This window comes from Frankia sp. AgB1.9 (assembly GCF_016786355.1).
GTDB lineage: Bacteria > Actinomycetota > Actinomycetes > Frankiales > Frankiaceae > Pseudofrankia.
In genome coordinates this window covers 145,999-170,533 of record NZ_JADWYX010000002.1, presented here as the reverse complement: position 1 = coordinate 170,533, position 24,535 = coordinate 145,999, and the positions used below count along the sequence as shown (strand labels likewise).

Annotated in this window: 17 protein-coding genes; 9 read left to right on the top strand and 8 right to left on the bottom strand. The window is 72.4% G+C overall.

Annotated elements, in window-relative coordinates:
• The 7 genes from I6A60_RS01580 to I6A60_RS01550 form a co-directional block, all read left to right on the top strand.
• Positions 1 to 1,376, top strand: a 1,376-nt coding sequence (locus I6A60_RS01580; protein WP_238434544.1) for a condensation domain-containing protein, incomplete at its 5' end; no start/stop codon positions are given.
• 58 nt (positions 1,377 to 1,434) lie between these two features.
• Positions 1,435 to 2,598, top strand: a complete 1,164-nt coding sequence (locus I6A60_RS01575; RefSeq protein ID WP_203016206.1) for a YqcI/YcgG family protein — start codon at positions 1,435 to 1,437, stop codon at positions 2,596 to 2,598.
• Between the two features lie 2 nt (positions 2,599 to 2,600).
• The gene (locus I6A60_RS01570) at positions 2,601 to 4,295 is read left to right on the top strand and encodes an amino acid adenylation domain-containing protein (RefSeq protein ID WP_203016211.1); all 1,695 of its coding nucleotides are present in this window, start codon (positions 2,601 to 2,603) and stop codon (positions 4,293 to 4,295) included.
• A complete protein-coding gene (locus I6A60_RS01565) occupies positions 4,292 to 5,719 on the top strand; it encodes a peptide synthetase (protein WP_203016213.1) in 1,428 nt (475 codons plus the stop codon). The genes I6A60_RS01570 and I6A60_RS01565 overlap by 4 nt, the downstream gene beginning before the upstream one ends.
• A 33-nt stretch (positions 5,720 to 5,752) precedes the next feature.
• On the top strand, positions 5,753 to 7,384 hold the full coding sequence (locus I6A60_RS01560; protein ID WP_203016221.1) for an amino acid adenylation domain-containing protein: 1,632 nt from the start codon (positions 5,753 to 5,755) through the stop codon (positions 7,382 to 7,384).
• A 58-nt stretch (positions 7,385 to 7,442) separates the two neighbouring features.
• On the top strand, positions 7,443 to 8,438 hold the full coding sequence (locus I6A60_RS01555; RefSeq protein ID WP_203016222.1) for an iron-siderophore ABC transporter substrate-binding protein: 996 nt from the start codon (positions 7,443 to 7,445) through the stop codon (positions 8,436 to 8,438).
• Positions 8,439 to 8,745: 307 nt separating this feature from the next.
• Positions 8,746 to 8,931, top strand: a complete 186-nt coding sequence (locus I6A60_RS01550; protein WP_307838652.1) for a hypothetical protein — start codon at positions 8,746 to 8,748, stop codon at positions 8,929 to 8,931.
• A gap of 7 nt (positions 8,932 to 8,938) precedes the next feature.
• Here I6A60_RS01550 and I6A60_RS01545 read toward each other — a convergent pair whose 3' ends face one another.
• The 4 genes from I6A60_RS01545 to I6A60_RS01530 form a co-directional block, all read right to left on the bottom strand.
• Positions 8,939 to 9,697 (bottom strand): GAF and ANTAR domain-containing protein, encoded by a 759-nt coding sequence (locus tag I6A60_RS01545; protein ID WP_203016225.1) that lies wholly within the window; start codon positions 9,695 to 9,697, stop codon positions 8,939 to 8,941.
• 52 nt (positions 9,698 to 9,749) lie between these two features.
• Positions 9,750 to 10,478 carry a GAF and ANTAR domain-containing protein gene (locus I6A60_RS01540; RefSeq protein WP_203016226.1) on the bottom strand — a complete coding sequence of 243 codons (729 nt, stop codon included), beginning with the start codon at positions 10,476 to 10,478 and terminating at the stop codon, positions 9,750 to 9,752.
• Positions 10,471 to 11,607 carry an acyl-CoA desaturase gene (locus tag I6A60_RS01535; protein ID WP_203016297.1) on the bottom strand — a complete coding sequence of 379 codons (1,137 nt, stop codon included), beginning with the start codon at positions 11,605 to 11,607 and terminating at the stop codon, positions 10,471 to 10,473. Before I6A60_RS01535 ends, I6A60_RS01540 begins: the two co-directional genes overlap by 8 nt.
• A 138-nt stretch (positions 11,608 to 11,745) precedes the next feature.
• Positions 11,746 to 12,780, bottom strand: a complete 1,035-nt coding sequence (locus I6A60_RS01530; protein WP_203016227.1) for a patatin-like phospholipase family protein — start codon at positions 12,778 to 12,780, stop codon at positions 11,746 to 11,748.
• Positions 12,781 to 13,140: 360 nt separating this feature from the next.
• Between I6A60_RS01530 and I6A60_RS01525 the strand changes: the two genes are divergently transcribed.
• Both I6A60_RS01525 and I6A60_RS01520 read left to right on the top strand, forming a co-directional pair.
• Positions 13,141 to 14,553, top strand: a complete 1,413-nt coding sequence (locus I6A60_RS01525) for a NarK/NasA family nitrate transporter (RefSeq protein ID WP_238434542.1) — start codon at positions 13,141 to 13,143, stop codon at positions 14,551 to 14,553.
• 76 nt (positions 14,554 to 14,629) lie between these two features.
• A complete protein-coding gene (locus tag I6A60_RS01520; RefSeq protein ID WP_203016228.1) occupies positions 14,630 to 15,004 on the top strand; it encodes a group 1 truncated hemoglobin in 375 nt (124 codons plus the stop codon).
• A gap of 63 nt (positions 15,005 to 15,067) precedes the next feature.
• Here I6A60_RS01520 and I6A60_RS01515 read toward each other — a convergent pair whose 3' ends face one another.
• From I6A60_RS01515 to nirB, 4 genes are all read right to left on the bottom strand, one after another.
• Positions 15,068 to 20,098 (bottom strand): diguanylate cyclase, encoded by a 5,031-nt coding sequence (locus I6A60_RS01515; protein ID WP_203016233.1) that lies wholly within the window; start codon positions 20,096 to 20,098, stop codon positions 15,068 to 15,070.
• Positions 20,099 to 20,263: 165 nt separating this feature from the next.
• Positions 20,264 to 21,478: a uroporphyrinogen-III synthase gene (locus I6A60_RS01510; RefSeq protein WP_307838651.1), complete on the bottom strand. Its 1,215-nt coding sequence runs from the start codon at positions 21,476 to 21,478 to the stop codon at positions 20,264 to 20,266.
• Positions 21,475 to 21,849 carry a nitrite reductase small subunit NirD gene (gene nirD, locus I6A60_RS01505; protein ID WP_203016235.1) on the bottom strand — a complete coding sequence of 125 codons (375 nt, stop codon included), beginning with the start codon at positions 21,847 to 21,849 and terminating at the stop codon, positions 21,475 to 21,477. Before nirD ends, I6A60_RS01510 begins: the two co-directional genes overlap by 4 nt.
• The gene (gene nirB, locus I6A60_RS01500; RefSeq protein WP_203042738.1) at positions 21,846 to 24,401 is read right to left on the bottom strand and encodes a nitrite reductase large subunit NirB; all 2,556 of its coding nucleotides are present in this window, start codon (positions 24,399 to 24,401) and stop codon (positions 21,846 to 21,848) included. Before nirB ends, nirD begins: the two co-directional genes overlap by 4 nt.
• Positions 24,402 to 24,535: the final 134 nt, after the last annotated feature.

The window sequence follows — 24,535 nt, the reverse complement described above, 5'->3', positions numbered from 1 at the left end:
GCCGTCTCGTCGGCGTCGGCCACACCGAGGTAGGTCATCCAGACGTTCGGAAAGCCGGGGAAGGCGGGACCCGCGCCCGCCCCCCGCCCGCCCCCCCCCCCCGCCCCCCCGACGGTGGGCCCGCCTGGTCGCTGGCGATCGTCCCGCGCGGCGACGTCGACGTCCGGTCCTGGATCCGGCGGGTAGACGTCACCGACCTCGCCGCCGGCGACGGCTTCGACGGCGCGCGGGGGCGGGCCCTGATCCAGGGGCTCGCCGCGACGGCCAACGCCGAGCTCGACCCCGACAGCGGGCAGACGATCCGGGCGGTCTGGCTGGACGCCGGCCCCGCTCGGCCGGGCCGGCTGCTGCTGATCATCCATCACGCGCTGATCGACGGCGTGTCCTGGTCGATCGTCCTGGAGGACCTCGCGGCGGCAGGGGGCGCGCTGGCGGTCGGCAAACGGCCCGAGCTGGCGCCCGTGCCGGTGTCGTTCGCCGGCTGGGCCAGCAGTCTCGACGCACAGGCCCGCGCGCCGCGGACCGACGAGCGGCTGCCGTTCTGGCTGGACCTGCTCGGCCGCGCCACTCCCGCGCCCTGGTCGGGCTCGGGCGAGCCGGGCTCGGGCCAGCCGGTCGAGGCTGCTGAGTCCGCCAGACCCGAACCGGTCACCGTGACGCTGCCTCCGGCGCGGGCGACATCAATGCTCTCGACGGTCCCGGCCGCGTTCGGGGTCGGGGTGGACGAGCTCCTGCTCGCGGCCCTGTCTCTGGCCGTGGCCGAGCAGACCGGACCCGGCCCGGCGGGGACGCTTGTCGCGGTGCAGGCCCACGGCCGCCAGGAGCACGTCGTAGACGACCAGGACCTGTCCCGGACGGTCGGCTGGCTCGCCGAGATCTTCCCATTCCTGCTGGAGCACCCGGCCGAGGACGGCGCGGCGCCCGGCGAGCGGTCCCTCGACGCGACGGTGGCCCGGATACACGCGCTGATGGCGGAGATCCCGGACGGCGGGACCGACTACAGCATGCTGCGCTTCCTCAACCCCCGCACCGCGCCGCTCCTCGCGACGGCACCCGCGCCGACGGTCTACCTGAACTACGTCGGCCGGCTGACCCGCGGCGGGACGGCGGACTGGGCGGTCGCCGAGGAGGACGAGGAGCTCTTCGCCGACTGGAACTCCGACCAGCCGGACCCCTTCGCCCTGAGCGTGATCGTTCGGGTCGTCGACGGCCCGGCCGGCCCCGAGCTGACCGCGCGGTGGACGTCCGGACCGGACGGCCCGGCGGGCCCCGTCGTCACCGGCCTCGCGGCCGGCTGGCTACGCGCGCTCGACGCGCTCGCCGCCCGAGCCGCCCGGCTCGGCTCACCCGAACCAGCCGCCGCCGGCCACAGCTGAGTCCAGACCACGACCGCGGGTCGGGATCGGCACGCGGCCAACCAAAGAGAGAACCCAGGTGCGAGACATCCTTAACGTGCGCGCGGCGAGCACCCCCGACGCGACCGGTTCCCTGCCCGCCGAGCCCCTGCTCGAGGACGCCTTTTACGAGGAGGCGCTGGACCTCGCCGTCGGCCCGATGCCGGCCTGGGGCGCCGGCTGCGCCCGGGACATGATCACGACCCTGAAGTCCGAGGCCGAGCCGTTTCCCTGCGTCTTCGCGGTGGCCGCCGCCAACAGCGGCGGCCTGCGGTTCGGCTTCGTCGACGACCTGTACGACGAGCAGACCTGGTCGGTGCTGCCCGACATCCTCGCCAGCTACCTCGCGACCTACCAGTCGATCTCGCGGAACACCTCGCTGGTCGTGTTCTTCGGGTCGGGCAACGGGACAGCCGGGCAGGAGAGCGACGACGTCCTCGGGTACGAGCGGCGGTTCTGGTCGCTGCTGCGGTACCTGCACGACAGCGACGGCGAGCCCTGGCCGTCGGACATCCCGACCGACACCGACGACCCGGCCTGGGAGTTCAGCTTCCGCGGCTCGCCGATCTTCGTCGTCTGCAACACCCCGGCGCATCGGCGGCTGCGCAGCCGGAGCAACCCGGTCTTCAACATCACGTTCCAGCCGCGCTGGGTCTTCGAGGGGCTCGCGCCGACCACCCCACGCGGCGCGGCGGCCCGGAAGGTGATCCGCGAGCGGCTGCGCCGGATGGACGAGGTGGACTCGACCCCGCTGCTGGGCTCCTACGGGGACCCGGCGAACCGGGAGTGGAAGCAGTACTTCCTACGCGACGACGCCACGGTCGCCGAGAAGTGCCCGTTCCGCGCGAAATGGGAGGCGGCCGGCCACCCTCCCGTCGCGGCCCATGACATCAGGGCAAACGCGGCCCATGACATCAGGGCAAGCGCGGCCCATGGCGCCAGGGCCCAGCAGGCGCACCCCGTGCCGGACGACCCCACGCCCGACGGGGAGCCGTCGCCCCGGCTGTTCAAGGTGGTCGTCAACCAGGAACAGCAGTACTCGGTGTGGCCCCAGGAGCGCGGCAACGCGCTCGGCTGGTTCGACACGCCCGTCACCGGGACCAGGAACGAGTGCCTGGACAGCATCGAGCTGACCTGGAGCGACCTGCGCCCGCGCAGCCTCCGGCGCCGGATGTCCGTCTCGGCCGGAGCCGGAAGCCGCTGACGATGGTCTCGACCCGGCCCACCACGCCCACAACACCCTCGCCCGTCGCCGACGACTGGTCGGCCGGGCCCGTCAGCCCGCTCGTCGACCGCTCGCTGAGCGCCCTGGTGGCGGACCAGGCCCGCCGGACGCCCGACGCGGTCGCCGTGGTCGGCCTCGACGACGGCGGCGGCCCGGCCGTCACCCTTACCTACGCCGAGCTGGAACGTCGGGCCGACGAGGTCGCCGCCCGGTTGCGCGCCACGGGCGTCGGCCCGGAGGTGACCGTCGGGGTCTGCGTGCCGCGGTCGGCCGCGCTGACGGTCGCGCTGCTCGGCGTGCTGCGCGCCGGCGGCGCCTTCGTCCCGCTGGAGTCCGGTTGGCCGGACCGGCGCCTCGTGGCCGTCGCCGGCGGGGCCGGGATCGCGGCGGTGCTCACCCGGCCCGGCGTCACCCTGCCCGACCTGCCGGCCGCCGATCCGGCCGACGCCCCGCCGACCGGGAACGTGCCGGTGATCCGGCTGGACGCGGCCGGTCGGCCGGTCGAGCCGCTCCCGCCCGCCCGCCCGGCGCCGGGCCCAGGCGCGGCGCCTGACCCGGACCTCGGCGTCGACATGGAGAACCTGGCCTACGTGATCTACACCTCGGGGTCGACCAACGAGCCCAAGGGGGTGATGATCCGCCATCAGGCGATCTGTAACCGGCTGAGCTGGCAGGCCGACCTGCTCGGCCTGACGGCCGCCGACGTCCTGCTGCACAAGGCGCCGCTGGGTGTCGACATCTCGATCAACGAGATCTTCCTGCCGCTGACGACCGGGGCGCGCCTCGTGGTGGCGCCGCCGCGGGCCGGCGGCGACCCGGGCGCGCTGCTGGAGATCATCCGCGAGCACGCGGTGACGTTCTGCTATGTCGGGACGTCCCTGCTCGGCGCGATGCTCGACCGCCCGGAGGCCGCCGCGGCCGGGCGGTCGCTGCGACACGTCTGGTGTGGCGGCGAGGTGCTGCCCGACGAGCTCTACCGCCGGTTCCTGGACCGCTGGGACGCGCGGATGGTCCACGGCTACGGGCCGGCCGAGGCGACGATCGGCGTCTCCTCCCGGGTGTTCGAGCCGGGCGCCCCCGAGGCACGCGTCTCGATCGGCCGCCCGAACCCGAACACGACGATCCGCGTCCTGGACGACGAGTACAACCCGGTGCTGGTCGGCGCGGTCGGCGAGCTGTTCGTCAGCGGGCTGCCGCTCGCCCGCGGCTACCTCAACGACCCGCGTCGCACCGCCGACCGGTTCGTGCCCGACCCGTTCAGCCAGGACCCGGGCGGCCGGATGTACGCGACCGGGGACCTGGCCCGGTTCCGGGCCGACGGGGAGATCGAGTTCGTGGGCCGGGCCGACAACCAGGTCAAGATCGGCGGCTTCCGGGTGGAGCTGGAGGAGATCGAGGACGTGCTGGCCCGCCACCCCGGGGTCCGCCAGGCCGTCGTCGTGCTCGCCACGGGCCAGGCCGGGACGGACGAGCTGCGCGCCTACCACGTGCGCCAGGGCGGGGCGGTCCAGCCCGAGGCGGCCGCGCTGCGCGCCTGGCTGGCCGAGCGGCTGCCCCGGCACATGGTCCCGGAGGTCTTCGTCCCGCTCGCCGAGCTGCCGTTGACGGTGGCCGGCAAGATCGACCGCCGCGCCGTCGCCGCGCTCGTGCCCAGTCACAGCAGGAGGAACCGATGACCCCCGACCAGACGATGACGCTGGCCGACCTGGTCGAGGCCGCGCAGCACGGTGAAGGCGCGCACGCGCTGGTCCGCGCGTTCGCGGCCAACCCGGCCTTCCGCGCCGCCGAGTGGGAGGAGCTGACCACCGAGGCCGACCCCTACCGGCGCCCGGTCCGGCCCGCCGACCTGGGCTGGCTGGACTACGGGACCGAGCTGCCCGCCGACGACGTGCTGAAGCTCTCCGGTCTGCTCGGCCACCGGATGCTGCGCAACATCTACGACGCGGACCTGCTCTACCTGCCGCCGAGCCGCAACGAGGCCGCCGACCGGGACGGCGCCGACTTCTACGGCCCGGCGAACCGGCTGCGCGCCACGCTCGCCCAGCCGGTCCTCGAACGCCACCTGTTCTCCTTCCTGGCCACGGCTCGCCCGGACGGCCCGGTGGCCGGGGACCCGCTCGACGTCCTGCGCCGGGAGCTGCGCGGCTACTGGGAGGAGCGCCGTGACCATCCGGGCGACGCGTTCGCGGTGCTGCGTGCCACCCGCGACCGGCGCGAGGCGACGACGTTCGCGCTGCTCCAGCTCTCGGCCTACCTGCCCGCGGCGCGCACGGCGATCGGGCGCGGCGCGCTCGGCGAGTACGACCTCGCCCACCCCGCTGCCCGGGCGCTGCTGCTCGACGACTACCAGCGCTGGGTGGCGAGCTCGGCCAGCTGGACGGACCTGCTCGCCGCGGCCGGCCTCACCCCGTCCGTCGGCGCGTACTGGCAGCTGTACCTGAACACGTCGCTGGCCCGGGGCAACCACCTGCACCAGCTGTCCCGCGCGCCGCGCCGGCATGCCGAGCTGCTCGGTACGTTCGTGCACCAGCGCCTTGACGCGGCGGTCACCGCCGGGGCCTGGGCCGACGCGGTCGAGGAGGGCCTAGGCCACCGGCCGGACCTCCTCGGCTCGGCCGCCCTCACCCCGGCCGGGCTGGACGAGCTGGTCGACTCGCTGCTGGGTCCGCTGCTCGCGCTGTCCGGCGGCGCGGCCCTGGCCGACTTCCGCGCGGGCTTCGCCGACGCGGCCCACCTCGCCCGGCTGTGGGACCGCGACCTCGCCGCGCAGCTGGCCTGGGCGGACGCGATCGACGAGCACAAGGCGAAGGCCAGGGCGATCGACGCCTACCTCACGTCCGAGGGCATCGAGGTCGATCTGGACACGTTCGTCGAGTCCTGCGACGAGACGTCGACGACGCACGTCCACGACGAACACCGGCTGGTCATGATCGAGTCCGGCGACATGCATTTCTGGAACAACGTCACACACAAGATCTCGCTGAGCGACGGCGACAAGATTCTCATCCCGAAGTCGCGGCTGCACGGCTCCACGGTGCTGTCCGGAGTGTGTACGTACCACCAGCCGATCATTCCGGACGAGATGTACCTGAAGTTCTAGGACCGGCCGAGCGCCACGTTTCTTCGCCGACAGATGGGAATGGTTGTGAGTTCGCGCTATGAGGACGGTCTGGCGCCCGTCGGGACGGCCGGCGGGCGCACGGCGCTGAAAGACTGGAACGACTTCAGCGTGCCCCCGGCCACCACGACCGTCGCCGATCTGTTCACCGCCCAGGTCCGGAGGTCACCCGACGCGCCCGCGCTCGTGGCGCCGGAGGGGCGGCTGACCTACCGGGAGCTCGGGACGCGGGTGTTCCAGCTCGCCCGTGCCCTGCGCGCCCGCGGCCTCGGCCCGGAGGACATCGTCGGCATCCGGCTGGTCCGGTCCGCGGAGATGGTCATCGCGGTGCTCGCGGTGCTGGCCGCCGGCGGAGCGTTCGTCCCGGTCGAGCCGTCCTGGCCCGAGGCTCGCCGCCGCCAGGTGCTCGCCGAGGCGCGGGCACGGCTGGTCGTCGCCGGCGCAGAGGCCGCCTCCGGTGAGCTGGCCGACGGCCTTCCCGCGGTCCCGGCCAGCCTGGGCGCCTGGTCCTGGGCCGGGGAGTCGGGCGAGCCGCTCGACCTGCCGACCCCGCCGGCCGGGCTGGCCTACGTGATGTTCACCTCCGGGTCGACCGGTACCCCGAAGGGGGCGATGATCCGCCAGGACGCCATCGCCGAACGGCTGCGGTGGCAGGCCGATGACCTGTTCGGTTTCGGCCCGGACGACGCGTCCCTGTTCAAGGCGCCGCTGTCGTTCGACATCTCCATCAACGAGATCCTGCTGCCCCTGGTCCGCGGCGGCCGGGTCATCGTGGCGGAGCCGGACGGTGAGATCGACCCGGGTTATCTGGTCGATCTGATCGAGCAGGAGCGGGTCACCTTCGTCTATCTCGTCTCGTCGATGCTCGACATTGTTCTGGAGGCGGCGGAAGGGACGTCTGCGCTCGCGTCGCTGCGCCATGTCTGGTGCGGGGGAGAGGTGCTGACGCCGGCGCTTTTCACCCGTTTCCGCGGCCAGCTCGGCACCGCGCTCTACCACGGCTACGGCCCGGCCGAAACGACGATCGGCGTTTCCCACGTCATCTACCGGGACAGCGCGGAGCGCCTCGCCGCGTCGATCGGCCGGCCCAATCCGCACACCCAGCTGCACCTTCTCGACAACCGACTGGAAGCCGTCGCGGACGGCGAGGTCGGCGAGCTCTATGTGGCCGGATTTCTGCTCGGCCGTGGCTACGTGCACAACCCGGCGATGACCGCCGCGCGATTCGTCGCCGACCCGTTCGCCGGCGGCGGCGCGCGGATGTACCGGACCGGCGACCTCGCCCGCTGGAACGCCACGGCCGGCTGGCTGGAGTTCGTGGGCCGCGCCGACAACCAGGTGAAGATCCGCGGGATGCGGCTGGAGCTGGAGGAGGTCGAGGCCGCGCTGGCCGCACACCCGTGGGTTCGGCGGGCGGCGGTCGTGCTCTCCCAGGACACCGCGGCGCCCCGGCTCCTCGCGTTCGTCGTCCCCGACCTGGACCGCGTCCATGCCGACCGGCCTGTCGCCGACGAGGTGCTGGCCTGGTGTGCCACCCAGCTTCCCCCGTACATGGTGCCGAGCGTCGTGACGGTACTCGGCACGCTGCCGGTCACCGCAGGCGGCAAGATCGACCGCCGAGCGCTGACCCTCCCGAATTTGTCCTGAAAACCACCACACTCCGCGTGCCGTTGGCGCGCGGCCTGACCATGGAAACGAGACGGCAGTGCGACACAGACTGAGACTTCTTGTGGCGGTGATCCTTGCCGTCACCGCGCTGGCCGCGGCGGCCGGCTGCGGCAGCAGCGGTGGCGACAGCGGCAGCGGCACGGCGCCGGCGAGCGCGGCGGCGGGCAGCTTCCCCGTCTCGCTGAAGAACAAGTTCGGCACGACGGTCGTCCCGGCCCAGCCGAAGCGGATCATCGCGCTCAGCTATGAGGAGGACACCCTGGCGACGCTCGGCATCACGCCGATCGCGTACGCGAAGAACGAGTACAAGCCCGACGGCGTCTTCCCCTGGCTCTCGGGCAAGATCGACCTGTCGAAGAGCACGGCCCTCGACACCAGCGGCGACCTGAACCTCGAGCAGATCGCCTCGCTGCACCCGGACCTGATCCTGGCCACGAACTTCTACGGCCTGGCGGACTACTACGACCGGCTCTCGAAGATCGCGCCGACCGTCGGCTACACGGATGACGCCGGCCTCGCGACCTGGCAGGAGAACAGCACCATCATCGGCAAGGCCGTCGGTCGCGACGCCGACGAACAGAAGGCGATCGCCGCGACCGAGAAGTCCATCCAGGACGTCAGGACGGACCTGCCCGGCCTCGCCGGCAAGACGTTCAGCTACTCGTTCTACTACGAGTCCGGCGGCCTCGCGGTGATCGACGACCCGAAGACCGTGTCGGTCCAGCTCTACTCCGAGCTCGGGATGAAGCTCGCGCCCGGCGTGAGCGCCAACGTGGTGGACCGGGAGCTGAGCATGGAGAAGCTCGGCGCGCTCGACGCGGACTTCCTGCTGATCGGGTACGCGACGCCGGACCTGAAGACCGAGATGGACGCGAACAAGCTGTTCACCGACATCCCGGCCGTCAAGGCGGGACGGGTGCTGGAGGTCGACGCCTTCACCGCGGGCGCGGTCAACAACCCGACGATCCTCAACATCCCGTGGCAGCTGGAGCAGCTCAAGCCGGTCCTGGCCAAGGCCGCCGCCACCACCTGACCGCCGCGGATCTGGTGGGTTTGGTGTTGCCCCGAGGCGCCCGAATCCACCAGATCAGGTGCGGCTGGACCCTCCGCCGGGCTGATCGCGACGTTCTCGAGAGGTCCGCTGGACGGGCTCGGCGTAGGCTGGACCCGTTGGCGAACAGTTGGCCCGGACGGGCTGCCGCGCCTCGCCATCGCGGTCCCGTTGAGCGTTCTGGCTCGACGTTGGGCACCTCGGTGGCCTCTCTTCTGTGAAGGCCCTCATGTCCGCTCAGAACGGTTCCGCGCCTTCAGCGTCTCCGACTTCCACCACGTCGCCGGCTGTGCTCGGTAGCCAGTACGGGACGTGCGACGGCAAGGCCGCGCTCGCCAGGGAGACCAGCCCGGGCAGCTGGCAGGTCAAGGTGCACGATCCCAAAAGCCCGCTGGCGGGCCACGACGGCTGGGTGATGATGGGCCGCGACTGGCCGTCGCTCGCCGAGGCCTCCGCCGCCACCGGCCTGTCCTGAGCGCCGCCTAGGCCGTAGACCCTGGGCCTGGCTGGCGCCGGGGCTGGGGGGTCAGCACGGCGGTGCTGTCGACCGTCCCGGCGACGATGTCGCGGGCCAGGTCGGTGAGGCGGGTGTTGGTGTTGCGGGCGTGGCGGCGCAGGCGGTCGAACGCCTCGTCCATGTCGAGGCGGCCACGTTCCGCGAGTACCCCTTTGGCCTGTTCGATGACGATCCGGCTGGTGAGCGCGTTCTGTAGCTGCTCGGCGAGCATCTCGCGGTGGCGGATCGCGCGTTCCTGCAGGATGGCGATCGTGGCCACGTCCGCGAGCGCCTGGCCGACGCGGGCGTCGGCGTCGGCGAGGCGGCCGGGGCGGGCGCCGAACAGGTTCAACGTGCCGATCACGTCGTCGCGCAGCCGCATCGGGAGCGCGTGGACCGACTGGTAGCCGGCGGCCAGCGTCTCGGCCGCGAAGATCGGCCAGCGGTCGGTGGCCAGGGCGACGTCGGGGACGGTGACGGCCGTGCCCGTGCGGTAGGAGTCCAGGCACGGTCCCTGGTCGTGCTGGAGCTGGAACAGCTCGAGCAGCCGGCTGGTCTCCGAGGAGGCCGCCACGACCTGCAGGCTGCCGCGCTGGTCGGCCAGCAGCAGACCGGCGGCCGCGACGTCGAGCAGGGTGACGCAGTGATCGGCCAGCCGGTGCAGCAGATCCGCGACGTCGTAGTCGGCGACCAGGCTGTCGGCCAGGCTGACGAACGCCTCAGTCAGCTGCTGTTCGTGGACCACCTTCGTCCTCCACACCCGCCTTGACCGTCCCGCGAGGGGTTCCCACACCCCATCATCCGGGCGGGCCCGCGTCGAGGCGCAGCCGGCGTGCGACGACGTCCCGGGCGGCCTCGTCGACCGTCTGCCCGGCGGCGTAGGCGTGCGCGCGCAGCCGGACGAGGGCCACCTGCGCGCTGACCCCGAGCTGCACCATCAGCATCCCGGTCGCCTGGTGGACCTCGGCCCGGTACAGCCCGAGGGCGTCCGGGACCAGCCCAGCTGACGGATCGGCCGTGCCGGGCGGGTCGGCTGTCTGCGTGTCCAGGAGCGTCAGCGCGGCGACGTCGACGACGACCAACGCGTCCGCCAGCGTGTCGTCGCCGAGCGGGCCGGCCCGCGCCCGCACGAGACCGAGGGCACCCAGCCGGATCGCGCCGATCTGCAGTGGGAAGGCGAAGACCGCCCGAAAGCCGGCGGCCAGGACGGCGGGAGCGAACATCGGCCAGCGACGCCCGGACGGCCCGGCGAGGTCCGCGACGAGCACCGGGCGCCGGTGGCGGACCGCGTCCCAGCCGGGCCCCTCCCCGAGGGTGAACTGAAGATCGTCGAGGCGGGCGGTGATCGGGTCGCTCGCGCCGCCGTAGACCCGGATGGCGGCGTCGGACGTCACCGCGATCGCGGCCCCGTCCACCGGCAGGGCCGACACGACGCCCCCGCACAGCCGGTCCAGCGAGGAGGCGTCTCCGGACCGGTCCGCCAGCAGGGACAGTAGCTCGCGGCGCAGCCGGCCTGGATCACTCACGCGCTCCCTGACTGACACGCAGGCGCGGCGCGAGGCCGACGAGGTTCCCGGCCGTGATCAGCCTGTTCTCCCGGCCCGGATGCCGCGACGGCGCTCCGATCTCGTTCAGCCACCGCAGCACCTCGCCGTAGGAGCCCAGCACGCCGGCCTCCTGGTAGGCGACGCCGCGGGCCTCGCAGAACGCGCGGACCAGCGGCTGCGCCCGGCGCAGGCTCGGGCGCGGCATGCTCGGGAACAGGTGGTGCTCGATCTGGTAGTTCAGCCCGCCGAACACCAGGTCGGTGACCCGGCCGCCGCGGATGTTGCGCGCGGTCAGGACCTGCCGGCGCAGGAAGTCCGGCTCGTCGCGGGCCAGGATGGGCATCCCCTTGTGGTTCGGGGCGAACGTGCAGCCCATGTACAGGCCGAACAGCGCCTGGTGGACGAGCACGAAGACCACGGCCTTGACCGGCGACAGGACGAGGGCGACGACGGCCAGGTACGCGGTGAAGTGCACGAGCAGCAGCAGCGCCTCCACCACGGCGAGCCGCCCGCGCCGCCCGACGAGCTCCCGCACACTCGCGACGTGCAGGTTCAGCCCCTCCAGCAGCAGGATCGGGAAGAACAGGTAGGCCTGGTATGACGTCAGCAGCCGGCCCAGCCCGCGCCTACGGCCGGCATCGGCGGGTGTGAAGACGAAGGCGCCGGCGCCGATGTCCGGGTCCCGGTCGACCTGGTTGGGATGGCTGTGGTGCCGGTTGTGCTTGGCCAGCCACCAGCCGAAGCTCAGCCCGACCAGCAGGTTGCCGTGCAGCAGGCCGACGGCGTTGCTGGCCCGCCGGCCGGTGACGATCTGCCGATGCCCGGCGTCATGCCCGATGAAGGCGACCTGGGTGAACATCACCGCCAGGAATGCCGCGATGCCCAGCTGCCACCACGAGTTCCCCACCAGCACGAACGCCGCCCAGCCGGCAGCCAGCAGGCCGAGGTTCACCGCGATCCGTGCGCAGTACCAACCAGGCCGTCGATCCAGCAGCGACGCATGCCTGACCTGGCGGCCCAGCTCGCCGTACTCGCTGCCCCGAACGCCCGGCACCCCCGGCGGGGACGGTCGCGACGCGCGCAATCCAGCAACGATCTCCGTCGTCATGGTCATCCCTCTCAGCCGACCAAAGCATCAGCGAGAGGGAACCCGGATAGGCGTACGGACCAGACCCGGACGAGAACACAGCCACGCTGACGTAGCACCTCCGAGGCTACGCCGCCGACCGCCCGGGGCTCCTGATCGTCAGGCGAGTCCGGGAGCCGGGGCCGTGAGCGGGAGCCGCAGCGGCGTCAGCGGGGCGGCCGCCACCGGTGCCTGGACCGGGGTCGCGTCGCGCAGCCACGCCCGGGTGAGCCGGTAGCCGGCCGCGAGCAGCGCCCCGGTGCCTCGGAAGTCGAACGGGTTGACGATGGTCGTGCCGGGGGCGGGCAGCAGGTAGACGGTCCCGTGGACGGCGGACATGTCGGCCCGGGCCGCGTTGCCGAGGATCTGGTTGAGCGCGCGCAGCGCCAGCGCGAACGCCCCGTGCGGGACCGGCTCCGGCGTGGCGGCGCCTGGGGTCGGGCCGACCGAGGGCAGCACGTAGGTCGTCATCGCGCCGAGGCTCTCGGCCTGCAGGACCGGGGTGTCGGCGCTGACGCCACCGTCGATGAGGCGCTGTCCGTCGACGGTGACCGGCGGGAACACCCCCGGGTAGGCCGAGGTGGCGAGCAGGGCCTGGACCGTGTCTCCCTCGGAGAGCACCAGCGGATGGCCGGTCTCCAGGTCGGTGGTGACGACGTGCGCGGGGATCACGGTGTGCTCCAGCCGGGTGGCCACCAGGCCGCTTTCCAGCAGGTGGCGCAGCCCGGTGCTGGAGGCGAGCCCGTCCTGCCGGCCGATCAGGCCGCCCGCGAGCGCGCGCAGCGACAGCGGCGCCACGTCCTTGCGGCGCAGCGAGGTCCACACGGCGGCCACCCGCTCGATGCCCGCCTCGGTGGGATCGGTCGCGTACGCCACCGCGTTGAGCGCACCGGCCGAGGCGCCGACGACGAGGTCCGGGACGATGCCCGCCTCGGTCAGCGCCCGCAGCATCCCGACCTGTGCCGCGGCGAGGCTGCCGCCGCCCTGGAAGACGAACGCGACCCGCCCGGCCACCTCGCCGGGATCGCCGGCCTCGGCCTGGTCTCTGCGGTCGCCGCCCGCCTCGCTGGGTCGAGCGTCGGTCGTGGGGCCGGCGTCGTCCCGCGGCGGGACCGAGGAAAACGACGGCTGCGACGGAAGCAGCGGAGCGGTCATCGGACCTCCCGGGCATGTTCAGTGGCCTGAAGGTCCGCTGCCCCGCCTGGAGGGCACCGCGCCCAAAGCCAATGTCAGGCTATGACAATCTCCCCAACGCAGACACCCCCGTGCGGTATGCCACATCACTGGTAGACGTCTTCCCGGTGCTGTCCGTGGTGGTTCAGCCCGAGGATCGCGCGTCCCGCCGATCCGATCAAGCCTTGGCCGACCAGTGCGCGCCGGCCTCTCCGGGCGCCCCTGCGGCCGGTGCGGGAAAAGTTTCCTGGGCGTCGCCAGTCACGAATGGTGGGGCAACCGCGGGTTCCTAACGTCCGTTGCGAGCCGTCACAGAGGCTGCCACGGATGGGAAGGACCCTGATGACGACCGTCACGACACCGACCACGCCTGAGCCGACACACGCCGAGGGCGTCGAACGCCAGGGCCGATGGCTGACCGACTGGCGTCCCGAGGACGAGGGCTTCTGGCGCCGGGGCGGGGCCCGGGTCGCCCGGCGCAACCTGCTGCTGTCGGTGTTCAGCGAGCACATCGGCTTCTCGGTGTGGAGCCTGTGGTCGGTGTTCGTGCTGTTCCTGACGCCGGCCTACGGGCTGTCCGCCGACCCCAAGCACGCGGCGGCCGAGAAGTTCCTGCTGACGACGCTGCCGACGGCGCTCGGGGCCGGTGTCCGGCTGCCCTACACGTTCGCGGTCGCGAAGTTCGGCGGCAGGAACTGGACCATCGTCAGCGCCGCCGCGCTGCTGATCCCGACGATCGTCACCGCGGCGCTGCTGCGACCGGGCATCTCGTTCGGCACGCTGCTGCTCCTCGCGGCCCTGGCCGGCGTGGGCGGCGGCAACTTCGCCTCCTCGATGGCCAACATCAACTCCTTCTACCCGCAGCGGCTCAAAGGCCGGGCGCTGGGCCTGAACGCGGGCGGCGGCAACATCGGGGTCGCGGCGGTGCAGCTGATCGGGCTGGCCGTACTGGCCACCGCAGGCAAGGGCCATCCCCGGGTGATGCTGGCGATCTACATCCCGCTGATCGTGCTGGCGGCCCTGGCCGCGGCGCTGTGGATGGACAACATCGCCCACGTCCGCGCCGACAAGCACGCGATGCGTGACGCCTGCCGGCATGCAGACACCTGGATCGTGTCGGTCCTCTACATCGGGACCTTCGGGTCGTTCATCGGGTTCGGCTTCGCCTTCGGCCAGGTGCTGCAGAACCAGTTCGGCACCCACTTCATGACCGGCACGAAGGTCGACCCCGTCAAGATCGCCTACCTGACCTTCCTCGGCCCGCTGGTCGGCTCGCTGATCCGCCCGGTCGGCGGCTGGCTGGCCGACCGGATCGGCGGCGCCCGCACGACGCTGTGGAACTTCGCCCTGATGGCCCTCGCCGCCGCGATCGTGCTGACCGCCTCCCGCGAGAAGTCGCTGCCGCTGTTCTACGTCGGCTTCCTCGCCCTGTTCGTCCTGTCGGGAGTCGGCAACGGCTCGACCTACAAGATGATCCCGGCGATCTTCCGCGGCCGGGCCGGCGACGCGGCTGACGCGGACCCGGCGGCGGTCGAGCACGAGTCCCGCCGGCTGTCCAACGCGGTCATCGGCATCGCCGGCGCGATCGGTGCCTTCGGCGGGGTGCTGGTCAACCTCGCCTTCCGCGAGTCCTTCCTGAACTACGGCACCGGGGACGGCGCGTACATCGCGTTCATCGCCTACTACCTCCTCTGCGGCGCCCTGACCTGGGCGGTTTACCTGCGCGCCGCCGACCGACGCGGCGTTGTGATCTAGCCGGTCGACAATCACCGCTGGGGCCCGGCTGGTGCCGGGCCCCAGCGGCATCCACTGTGCGAGTAGGGGAGAGCACATGAGCATCTACGACTCGATCGGCGGGGCACCGGCCGTGCAGGCGGCCGTCGAGGACTTCTACACCCGCGTACTGGCCGACCCGGGCCTCGCGCCCTTCTTCACGGACACCGACCTGGCCCAGCTGAAGTCGCACCAGCGCTCCTTCATCGCCGCGGCGATCGGCGGCTCGGAGATCTACGCCGGCCGGGACATGGCCGCCGCCCACGCCGGTCTGAACATCACCGATGCCGACTTCGACGCTGTCGTGGGCCACCTGGTCGACACGTTGACCGGGCTGGGAGTGCCCGCGGAGACGATCGGCCAGATCGGCGGCGCGCTCGCACCCCTGCGCGGCGACATCGTCACCGCCGCGTCGGTCGAGAAGGCCGGATAGCCAGTCGCCGAACCGGCTCCGACCGGTCGAGGCGCTCGATCCCGTCCGCCCCAGCCGAGGGGCTCACGGCGCCGCCGCCTCCACGTGGTTGCGTCCACTGTGCTTCGCCCGGTACAGGGCAACGTCCGCGGACTTGACGAAGGCCGCCAGGCCGCTGGCACCGGCCGCCTCTGCGGCGGCGTCGGCGGCGGGGCGGACCGCGGTCACGCCGATGCTGACCGTGACGACGTGCTCGGTCGTCAGCGGATGCGGTTCGGCCAGGTCCTCGACCGCGCGGCAGAGGCGTTGGGCGAGGCGGGTGGCGTCGGCCAGGTCAGTGTCGGGCATCACGACGGTGAACTCCTCGCCGCCGTAGCGCGCGGCGAGGAGAGCCTCGCCGACGTTGTCGGCGAGGCAGGTGGCGACCTGCCGCAGGCATCGGTCGCCGGCGACGTGCCCGAAATGATCGTTGTAGAGCTTGAAGTGGTCGATGTCGATCATGGCCAGCGCGAGCGTGGCGCGGTGCTGCCCGGCCCGGTGCCATTCGGCGGCCAGGACATCCTCAAGACGGCGCCGGTTGGCGAGCCCGGTCAACGGGTCGGTGATCGAGAACTGCTCCAGCTGACGGTTCGCCGCGGTGAGCTGTCTGTTCGTCTCGGCCAGCTGCCTGGTCCGATCGGCGACCTTGCGCTCCAGCGAGGCGTAGACCATGGCGTTGTCGAGCGAGACCGCGAGCTGGCCGGCAATGATCATGATGCCTTCGAGCCGCTCGGCGGAGAAGGCACCGCGGATCATCCGGTTCTCCAGCAGGAGCATCGCCCGGAAGCTGCGCCGGATCATGATGGGGATGGCGAGCAGGGAGCAGCGGCTCAGGCCGGCGAAGTAGGGGTCGCGCGCAAAGCGGTCGTCCCGGGCGGCGTTGGCGACGAGGACGGGCTCGTGGGTGCGGGCGGCGTAGCGGACGACGGACAGGGGCAGCCGGTGCTGCCGGCCGGCCTCGGCGAGCGGGATCCTGCCGCTGGCTCCGGTCGCCACAAGCCACCCGTCCTGCCCGAGATCCGCCTCCATACCTGGTCCCAGCTCCTCCTCCTGGCGCTCCTCCTGTTCGTGTTCGCGCAGCAGCAGATGGACGTCGGTTGCCCCGGTCATCTCGGAGAGGATCCTGACGACCTTCGCCTGGAGACCGTCGATGCTGGTCTCGGAGCTGAGCGCCTGGGACGCGTTGACGACGGCGAGCAGATCGACGGCGCCGGTCGCCACGGTGGCCCGACCACCGGGTCGGGGCTCCAACAGGGAGCCGATCGGCTCGGGAGCCGTGGTTACGGCTTCGGGCGAAGTCGCGGTCCGCATCGCCGGGTGGGCCCAGTCCAGCTGGCTGACCTTCGCGGTCGCGCCCCAGGACAGGTACTGGCGTCGCGCGGCCCAGAGCAGCGCGTAGCCGGCCTCCTCCATGCCGTGGGCCAGGTAGAAGCGGGCGACACTCTCCAGGATGAGGGCGCGGTGCCAGGGACGCGAGCGCACGGACACCTCCCGCAGCGCCACGTCGAAGGCGTAGGCCGCCGCTTGGAAGTCCCCGACCGCCCACGCCCGTTTCGCCTCCATCAAGCGCAGCAGATGGAGGAAGTTGTCCGGCGCGTCGGCCGCGCGGGCGGCCAGCCACTCGATCAGCCCGTCCAGTTCCGCCAGGAGGCCGTCGGCCTGGCCCGCGCCCGCGGAACGCACCCGCGCGGCCAGTGAGATCCCGAGCAGCACCCGTGCCACCGCGACGGGGTAGTTCGTCACGATCGCCGACCCACAGGTCAGCACGGCCGCCGCATGCCGTGCCACGTCGGCAGGATGGTCGAGCACCACCGCCGCGACGGCTCGGGCCACGTGCAGGTGGGCGAGGGAGAACGGGTCAGTAGCCAGCACGCTCAGCCCGGCCGCGTCGTCACCGACCGAAGCAGGGACCTCACCCCGCAGCATCAGCACCATTTGGCTATAGGCTCGGAATATGCCCTCGGCGTGCCCGTTGCCGGTGCGCACGGCGAATGCGAGACCCTCGTCGACCGCTTCGGCGAAGGCTTCCAATGACGGCGCGCAGTCCAACAGATCGCAGACCAGCGCGTAATGAGCCCAGCACGCGTTCTGCAGGTCACCGCCGCGTAGCAGGCCCCCGAGCGCGCGGCGACCGTTGGCGACGTTTTCCTCCAGCGGCTCGAACCAGTGACCGCTGGTGGCCACGTAGATGAAGAGCGCCTGCCACACGTCGGGCTCGTAGCCGCGCGCCTGGCAGACCGAGAGAATCCGCCGCAGGATCCGGGGCCCGGTGTGGAAGTCGCCCCTGCGCGTGATCGTCACGATCGGGATGTGGCTGGCCGGTCCGACGAGCCCGCCGTTCGGCCCGTGGCGTTTCCAGATCTTCAGTGTTCGGACGGTTAGCCAGGCCATCATTGTCTGGTCGTGGAAGAACGTGGCGACCATGACTCGGTTGACCAGCTTGATGGTGCGCAGACGCGACTGATCGGTGATTTCCGGCCGGCGCAGGTCGTCCGCCTCGCTGGTGGTGTCGATCCACCGGCCGAGCTCGTCGAGGCCCTGGTCTATCTCCGCGTCGAGCTCGCTGTCGTCGGGCACGGACATGCCAAGACGCCGCAGCTGCCCGAGGCCGAGCCCGATCGCCTCGCCGGCTCGGGCCCGGTTGGTGAGGCTGGTGACCTGGACCATGGTGGCGGGCGTTAGCTGATCCGGACGGGTGCACAACCGACAGATGGCCTCGTAGAGGCGATCCGCGTCCTCCAGCCTGCCAAGGCTGAAGAGGGCGGCGTGCAGCTGGGTGTCGAGCTCGATCAACATCTCGTTGTCGTCCGCGTCGACGAGCGTGACCGCCGCGCTCAGCAACCGTTCCATCAGCGGCTGGTTGCTCAGCAGCTTCGCCTCCTCGGCGGCACGGCGGAAGAGTGCGACCACCACCCGCCGTTCCTCGGCGCCCCGTACGGCGTCGACCACAGGCAGGTACTGCTCGGCCGCCACCGCGCAGAACTCTGGCCGGCCGGCCAGGCGTCGGGCCAGACACAGCCATCGTGCGCGCCGCTCCCGCGCCGGGCGCCCGGCCAGCACCGACTCCCGCGTCCGATCATGGTTGAACCGCACGCCGGGCCGCTCGTCCCACTGCCGCACGAGCAGGCCGTCGGCGAACGCGGGGGCGAGCCGCCGCTCGACCTCGTCCTTGGGCAGGCCGGCCGCGGCGACCAGAAGATCCAGGTCGACCTGGCCGGCCAGGCTGGCCATCACCGCCAGCAGTTCGGCGGTGTCGGCCGGCAGGGCGGCCACCCGGTCGGCGACCGGCGCCGTGACCTCCACCTGGTCGAGCCGGCGGCGCAGCATCCCCCCGTCCCACCGCCATCCGCCCACGGCCGTCGCGGCGGTGGTCAGGATGCCCTCGCGGCGCAGCAAGGTGAGCAGCTGCACGAGGTCGTACGGGTTGCCACCGGTGGTCGGCGCGGTCGCCCGCGCCAGCCGGGCGGCGGGTTCCGCGGCCAACCGCAGCATGTCGGCGATCATGGCTGCCTGGCCGATCGGCGACAGTGTGTCCAGGCACAGGTCGTGCGGGCCCGACCGCTGCTCACGCCAACGAGCGAGCAGCGGCAGCAGCGGGCACGTCGCGTCGACGTCGTTTCCCCGGTACGCGGCGACCAGCAGCAGGCCGGGGATGCGTTCCTCGGTGAACATCAGGTCGATGAAGCCAAGTGGAGTACGCCCGGCCCACTGCAGATCATCGACGAAGAACACGACCGGCCGCGCCGGCGAGGCGACCGCACGCAGCATTTCGATGGGCATCCGTGACAACCGCGTCTGGGCCGTCATCGGATCTCCCGGATCCGGTGGGACCTTCAACAACGCCGCCAGCTCCGGCACGGTCGCGGTGACCAGGCCGGCGTTGGGGCCGAGCCCCTGCAGCATCCGCGCACGCACCGTCGCCAGCCGGTCCTCAGGCTCGGCCAGCAGCAGCCGACCCAGTGCTCGCAACCCCTGGCGGACACCGTCGAAGTCCTGGTCGCGACGGTACTGGTCGAACTTGCCCGCCACGAACCAGCCATCCGCGCCGGCCACCACCGGTCTCAGCGCGTCGACGAGGGACGTCTTGCCCACGCCGGGGGCGCCCGAGACGAGGACACCGGGGGACTCACCGGCGACGGCCTCGGCGAACGCCACCCGGAGGCTGCCGAGCTCCCCCTCACGTCCGGACAGTCGGGAGGGCGCGAGCGGCCGCACCAGGAGATCGTGCTCCCCCGGACGGACCGCGACGGCGCCGCCGCGCGCCAGCGCGAGATCGTGTTCCAGCCCGTCGGCGGACTGGTATCGGTCGTCGGGCTCCTTCTCCAACAGGTGCATGATGATCTCGGACAGGCTGGCGGGCACGAACGGATTCACCGTCCGCGGCGAGACGGGGATCCGAGTCAGATGATCATGAATGATGCGGATCGGATCGTGGACGCCGAACGGCGGCGCACCCGTGGCCAGCTCGTACAGCGTGGCCCCGAGCGCGTACAGGTCGGCGCGCTGGTCGACCGGGCGGCCGGTCCGGCCGGTTTGTTCCGGTGCCAGGTACGCCACGGTCCCGACCGTCGCGCCCTGGTGAGCCAACTCCGGTCGGAACGCCGAGAGCGTCGTGGCGAGGGTGAAGTCGATCAGGTACGGCGTCCCGTCGTCCGCGCTCACCACGATGTTCGCCGGGCAGATGTCCCGGTGCACCACGCCCCGGTGGTGCACCGCCCCGGCCGTGTGCGCCAGCGCGTGGGCGAGATCGATCAGTTCGTCCGGGTCCAGCGGGGTCTCCCGCTGCGCCAGTTCGACGCCGTTGACGTCCTCCAACAGAATCGAGTCGGCGTACGCCGTCGGCTCGGCGGCGAGCTGCGCGACGCCGTCGATCCCCGCCAGCCGTTCGAGGATGTCGAGCTCGTGCCGAAGCCGCCGCTGCGCGTCCGGTCCCAGCGGCTCCTTGCGGATCACGGGCCCGGTCGGCAGCACCAGCCGGGTGATCCGAGTCCGTTCCGTCGCGTGCAGCAGCGCGGGTCGCGCCGCGCTCGTCGCCGCCGGCGGATCCCGGCCCGGGCTCATCCGGTCGGCAGCCATGCGCGCACCCTCAGATCACGACACGAACTGCTCACCTCCGCAGCCTGCCCCGCGAACGAGGGGCATAGCCGGCCCGCCGAAGCGACCTTCGCGGGGAGCCGAGTCAGACCCGTGACCTGCAGTGACCGCGACCAGGGGGCAGTGGAAGGTTCGGACTCGATCCGTTCAATACCGCCAGGGCCCGTCCCGGTTGATGGCGCGTTCCGGTTCGTAGGCGAGCCTGTAGCCGCGTTTGACGACCGTAAGCACGATCCGCGGGTCGCCGAGCGCGGCCCGCAGCCGGCCGACGGCGACCTCGATGGCATGTTCGTCGCCGCCGTCGCCCGGAGTCAGGCCCAGTAGGTCACGACGCGACACGACCTGGCCGGGCCGGGCGATCAGGTGGCGCAGCAGCGCCATGCTGGCACTGCTGAGTGGCACCAGTCGGCCGTCGACGGCGACGGCGTGCCCCCGCACGTCGAGCACATGCCCGGCGGCTGGCAGGAGCTGACCCTGCCTGGCCGGGACCTGCTCGACGATCTCGCGGGCCAGCGCCCCGAGCCGGCTACGCCCCGGCTGGACGACAGGAATGTCCTCACGCACCAGTGGCCCGGCGGTCACCGGCCCGACGCAGGCCGCCAGCACCGGCCCGCGCAGCGCGGCACGGACGGCGGGGCCGCAGTCGCGCTGGTCGGCGGTCTGCAGGAAGCTCACCGCCGCCGGCGCGCTGGTGAAGGCGACGGCGTCGACCCCACCGGTCGCCACCGTGTCGAGGAGCCGGTAGAGCGGCACCGGGTCGTCCGGCGGCACCCACCGGTAGACGGGAACCTCGATGACGTCGGCGCCGGCCAGCCGCAGGGTGTCGACCAGGTCCCGCAGCGGCTCGCCGTGCAGCTGGACGGCGATGCGCTTCCCGGTCAGGTCGTCGCCGGACATCAGGTAGTCGAGGACCTCGCTCGAGGACTCCGACTCCGGCGACCAGGTCTCACGCAGTCCGCCGGCCCGGATCGCGCCGCGGGCCTTGGGGCCGCGGGCGAGCACGGTGGCCGCGTCGACCGCCTCGGTGAGCTTCTCGGCCAGGCCCCAGGTCTCGGCGGCGTCCATCCAGCCGCGGAACCCGATCCCGGTCGTCGCGACCACGACGTCCAGGGGCGCGGCCAGGCAACGTTCGGTGGCCTGGAGCAGCTCGCTGTCGTCGGCCAGCGGCACGATCTGGATGGCCGGAGCGTAGACGACCTTGGCGCCACGGCGTTCCAGCGCGGCCCCGAGCTCCTTGCGGCGGCGGGCGGCGGTGATGCCGATCGTGTAGCCGGCCAGCGGCTCCAGCGGTTCTGCCGGCGAGGGCTGGTCTGCGGGCGAAGTCTCCGAAGTCGGTCCGGTGTCGGTGGCGGCCGGGGTCACGGGCCCGGGGTCCAGATCTCGATCAGCCCGGCGCGGTCGCGGACCGGGTAGCAGACGACGGTGACGGCCGGGTCGTCCAGGCAGGCACCGGTGCGCAGGTCGAAGACCTGCTTGTGCAGGGGCGACGCGACGGTGGGTACGTCCCCGCGGCTGCCGACGATGCCGCGGGCGAGGACGTGCACGCCGGTGAACGGGTCGCGGTTGTCGACCGCGTAGAGCGCGCCGTCGAAGGTGCGGAAGACCGCGATCTGAAGCTCCCCGATCAGCGCCGCGGCGCCGCGCTCGGTCAGCAGATCAGCGGCGCGGCACACCGGCGTCCACGTGCCGGTGAGGGCAGCCAATGCGGCCGGCTGCGTGGTGGTCGAGGTCACCGGGACACCTCCAGGGGGACGTCGGCCCGGCGGGCCGGTGTCGGCAGCGGGGTGGGGCGGGGCTGGCCGCGCTCGGTGACGAAGGTGATCGTCGGGTCGGGGGCGTCGGGGGCGTTGACGAACGAGACGAAGCGGCCCAGCATCTGCGGGTCGTCCAGGACGGCCGCCCACTCGTCCTGGTAGCGCTCGACGTGGCGGGCCATCGCCTCGTCGAGCTCGGTGGCGATCCCCAGCGAGTCCTCGACCAGGACCGCCCGCAGGTAGGCCAACCCGTCGACCCCGTCCCGGGACAGCGACTCGACCCAGCCGGCCGTGCGCTGCAGCCGGTCGGCGGTCCGGACGTAGAACATGATGAAACGGTCGATGGTGCGGACCAGCGTCTCGGTGTCGACGTCGGTGAGCAGCAGGTCGGCGTGCCGGGGCCGGAAGCCGCCGTTGCCGCCGACGTAGAGGTTCCAGCCGTTCTCGGTGGCGATCACGCCGATGTCCTTCGACTGGGCCTCGGCGCACTCGCGGGCACAGCCCGACACCCCCGCCTTGATCTTGTGTGGGGAGCGGATACCCCGGTAGCGCAGCTCCAGTTCGATGGCCAGGCCGACGGAGTCCCGGACCCCGTAGCGGCACCACGTAGAGCCCACGCACGACTTCACCGTACGCAGAGCTTTGCCATACGCGTGTCCCGACTCGAACCCGGCGTCGACGAGACGGGTCCAGATAGCGGGCAGCTGCTCCAGGCGGGCGCCGAGCAGGTCGATGCGCTGACCGCCGGTGATCTTCGTGTAGAGGTGGAAATCACGGGCGACCTCGCCGAGCACGATCAGCTTCTCCGGGGTGATCTCCCCGCCTGGCACCCGGGGCACGACCGAGTAGGTGCCGTTGCGCTGGATGTTGGCCAGCACGTGGTCGTTGCTGTCCTGCAAGGCGGCCTGCTCGCCGGCCAGGATGTGTCCGTGCTCGAGGCTGGCCAGGATCGAGGCGACCACCGGCTTGCAGATGTCGCAGCCGCGGCCCCGGCCGTGGCGTTCGACCAGCTCGGTGAACGTCGCGATGCCCTCGACGCGGACCAGCTCGAACAGCTCGGCCCGGGTCTGGTCGAAGTGCTCGCACAGCGACGTGCTGACCGCGACGCCCGACTCGGCCAGCAGGCTTTTGAGCAGCGGCACGCACGACCCGCACCCGGTCCCGGCCTTCGTGCAGGCCTTGAGGCCGGCGACGTCGGTCAGGCCCTCGGTGGTGATCGCGGTGTCGATCGCGGCCCGGGTGACCGCGTGGCAGGAGCAAACCTGGGCGTCCGGCGGCAGCGCCCCGGCGCCGACCTCGGTGCCTCCTGGGGCGATCATCGCGACCGGGTCGCCCGGCAGCGGCCGCCCGACCAGCGGGCGCAGGCTCGCGTACCGGGACGCGTCGCCGACCAGCACGCCGCCGAGCAGCGTCCTGGCGTCGTCGGACACGACGAGCTTCGCGTAGCTGCGCCGGACCGGGTCGTTCAGCGTCACCTCCAGCGCGCCGGGCGTGGCGGCCAGCGCGTCGCCGAAGCTCGCGACGTCGACGCCGAGCAGCTTCAGCTTCGTGGAGACGTCGGCGCCGGCGAAGGCCGTGGCGCCGCCGAGCAGCCGGTCGGCCAGCACCTCGGCCATCGCGTAGCCGGGCGCGACGAGCCCGTAAACCCGCCCGGCGATGCACGCGCACTCGCCGATCGCGAAGATCGCGTCGTCGGCCGTGCGGCAGGCGTCGTCTACGACGATCCCGCCGCGTTCGCCGACCGGCAGGCCGGCGGCGCGGGCCAGCTGGTCGCGGGGCCGGATGCCGGCGGAGAACACCACGAGGTCCAGGTCCAGCTCGGTGCCGTTGGTGAGCGTCGCCAGCATCCGGCCGTCGCGCTCCTGGGCGATGGAGGTCACCGACGTGCCCAGGTGCACGGTGACGTCGAGGTCCTCGATCAGCTCCCGCAGCAGCGCGCCGCCGCCCTCGTCGACCTGCAGCGGCATCAGCCGTGGCGCCAGCTCGACCACGTGCGGGGACATCCCGAGCAGCCGCAGTGCGCGCGCCGCCTCCAGCCCGAGCAGTCCGCCGCCGATCACCAGGCCGGCCCGCCGGCCCCGGGTGTGGGTCCTCGCGTGGGTGGCCGCCGCGCGGATCGCGTCCAGGTCCTCCAGGGTGCGGTACACGAAGCAGCCGGCCAGGTCCCGGCCGGGCACGGGCGGCACGAACGGGAACGAGCCGGTCGCGAGCACCAGGGCGTCGTAGCCCAGCACCCGGCCACGGCTGGTGGTGACCGTGCGAGCGGCCCTGTCCAGGTCGACAGCCGTCTCGTCGAGGTGCAGGGCGTAGCCGGGCGTCTCGTAGCAGCCGGGCTCGACCAGGTCCAGCTCGGCCGCGCTGGCGCCGTCGAAATAGGACGACAGCGCGACCCGGTCGTAGGCCCGCCGCGGTTCCTCGGACAGCACGGTGACCGCCCAGCGCCGGTCGGTGTCCCGTTCCCGCAGCGCCTCGACGAGGCGCTGCCCGACCATGCCGTTGCCGACCACCACCAGCCGGCCTCCGGTCGGCATCGGCGCCGCTGTCGGATCCGCAGCCCTGGTCTGGGTCCGGGTGCGCGCGTTCAACGACTTGTCGGCCATGCCTGCACTGTGCGTGCGGCGCGTTATCCGGACGGTTCGCACCCGTTACATACGGGAGACTTCTC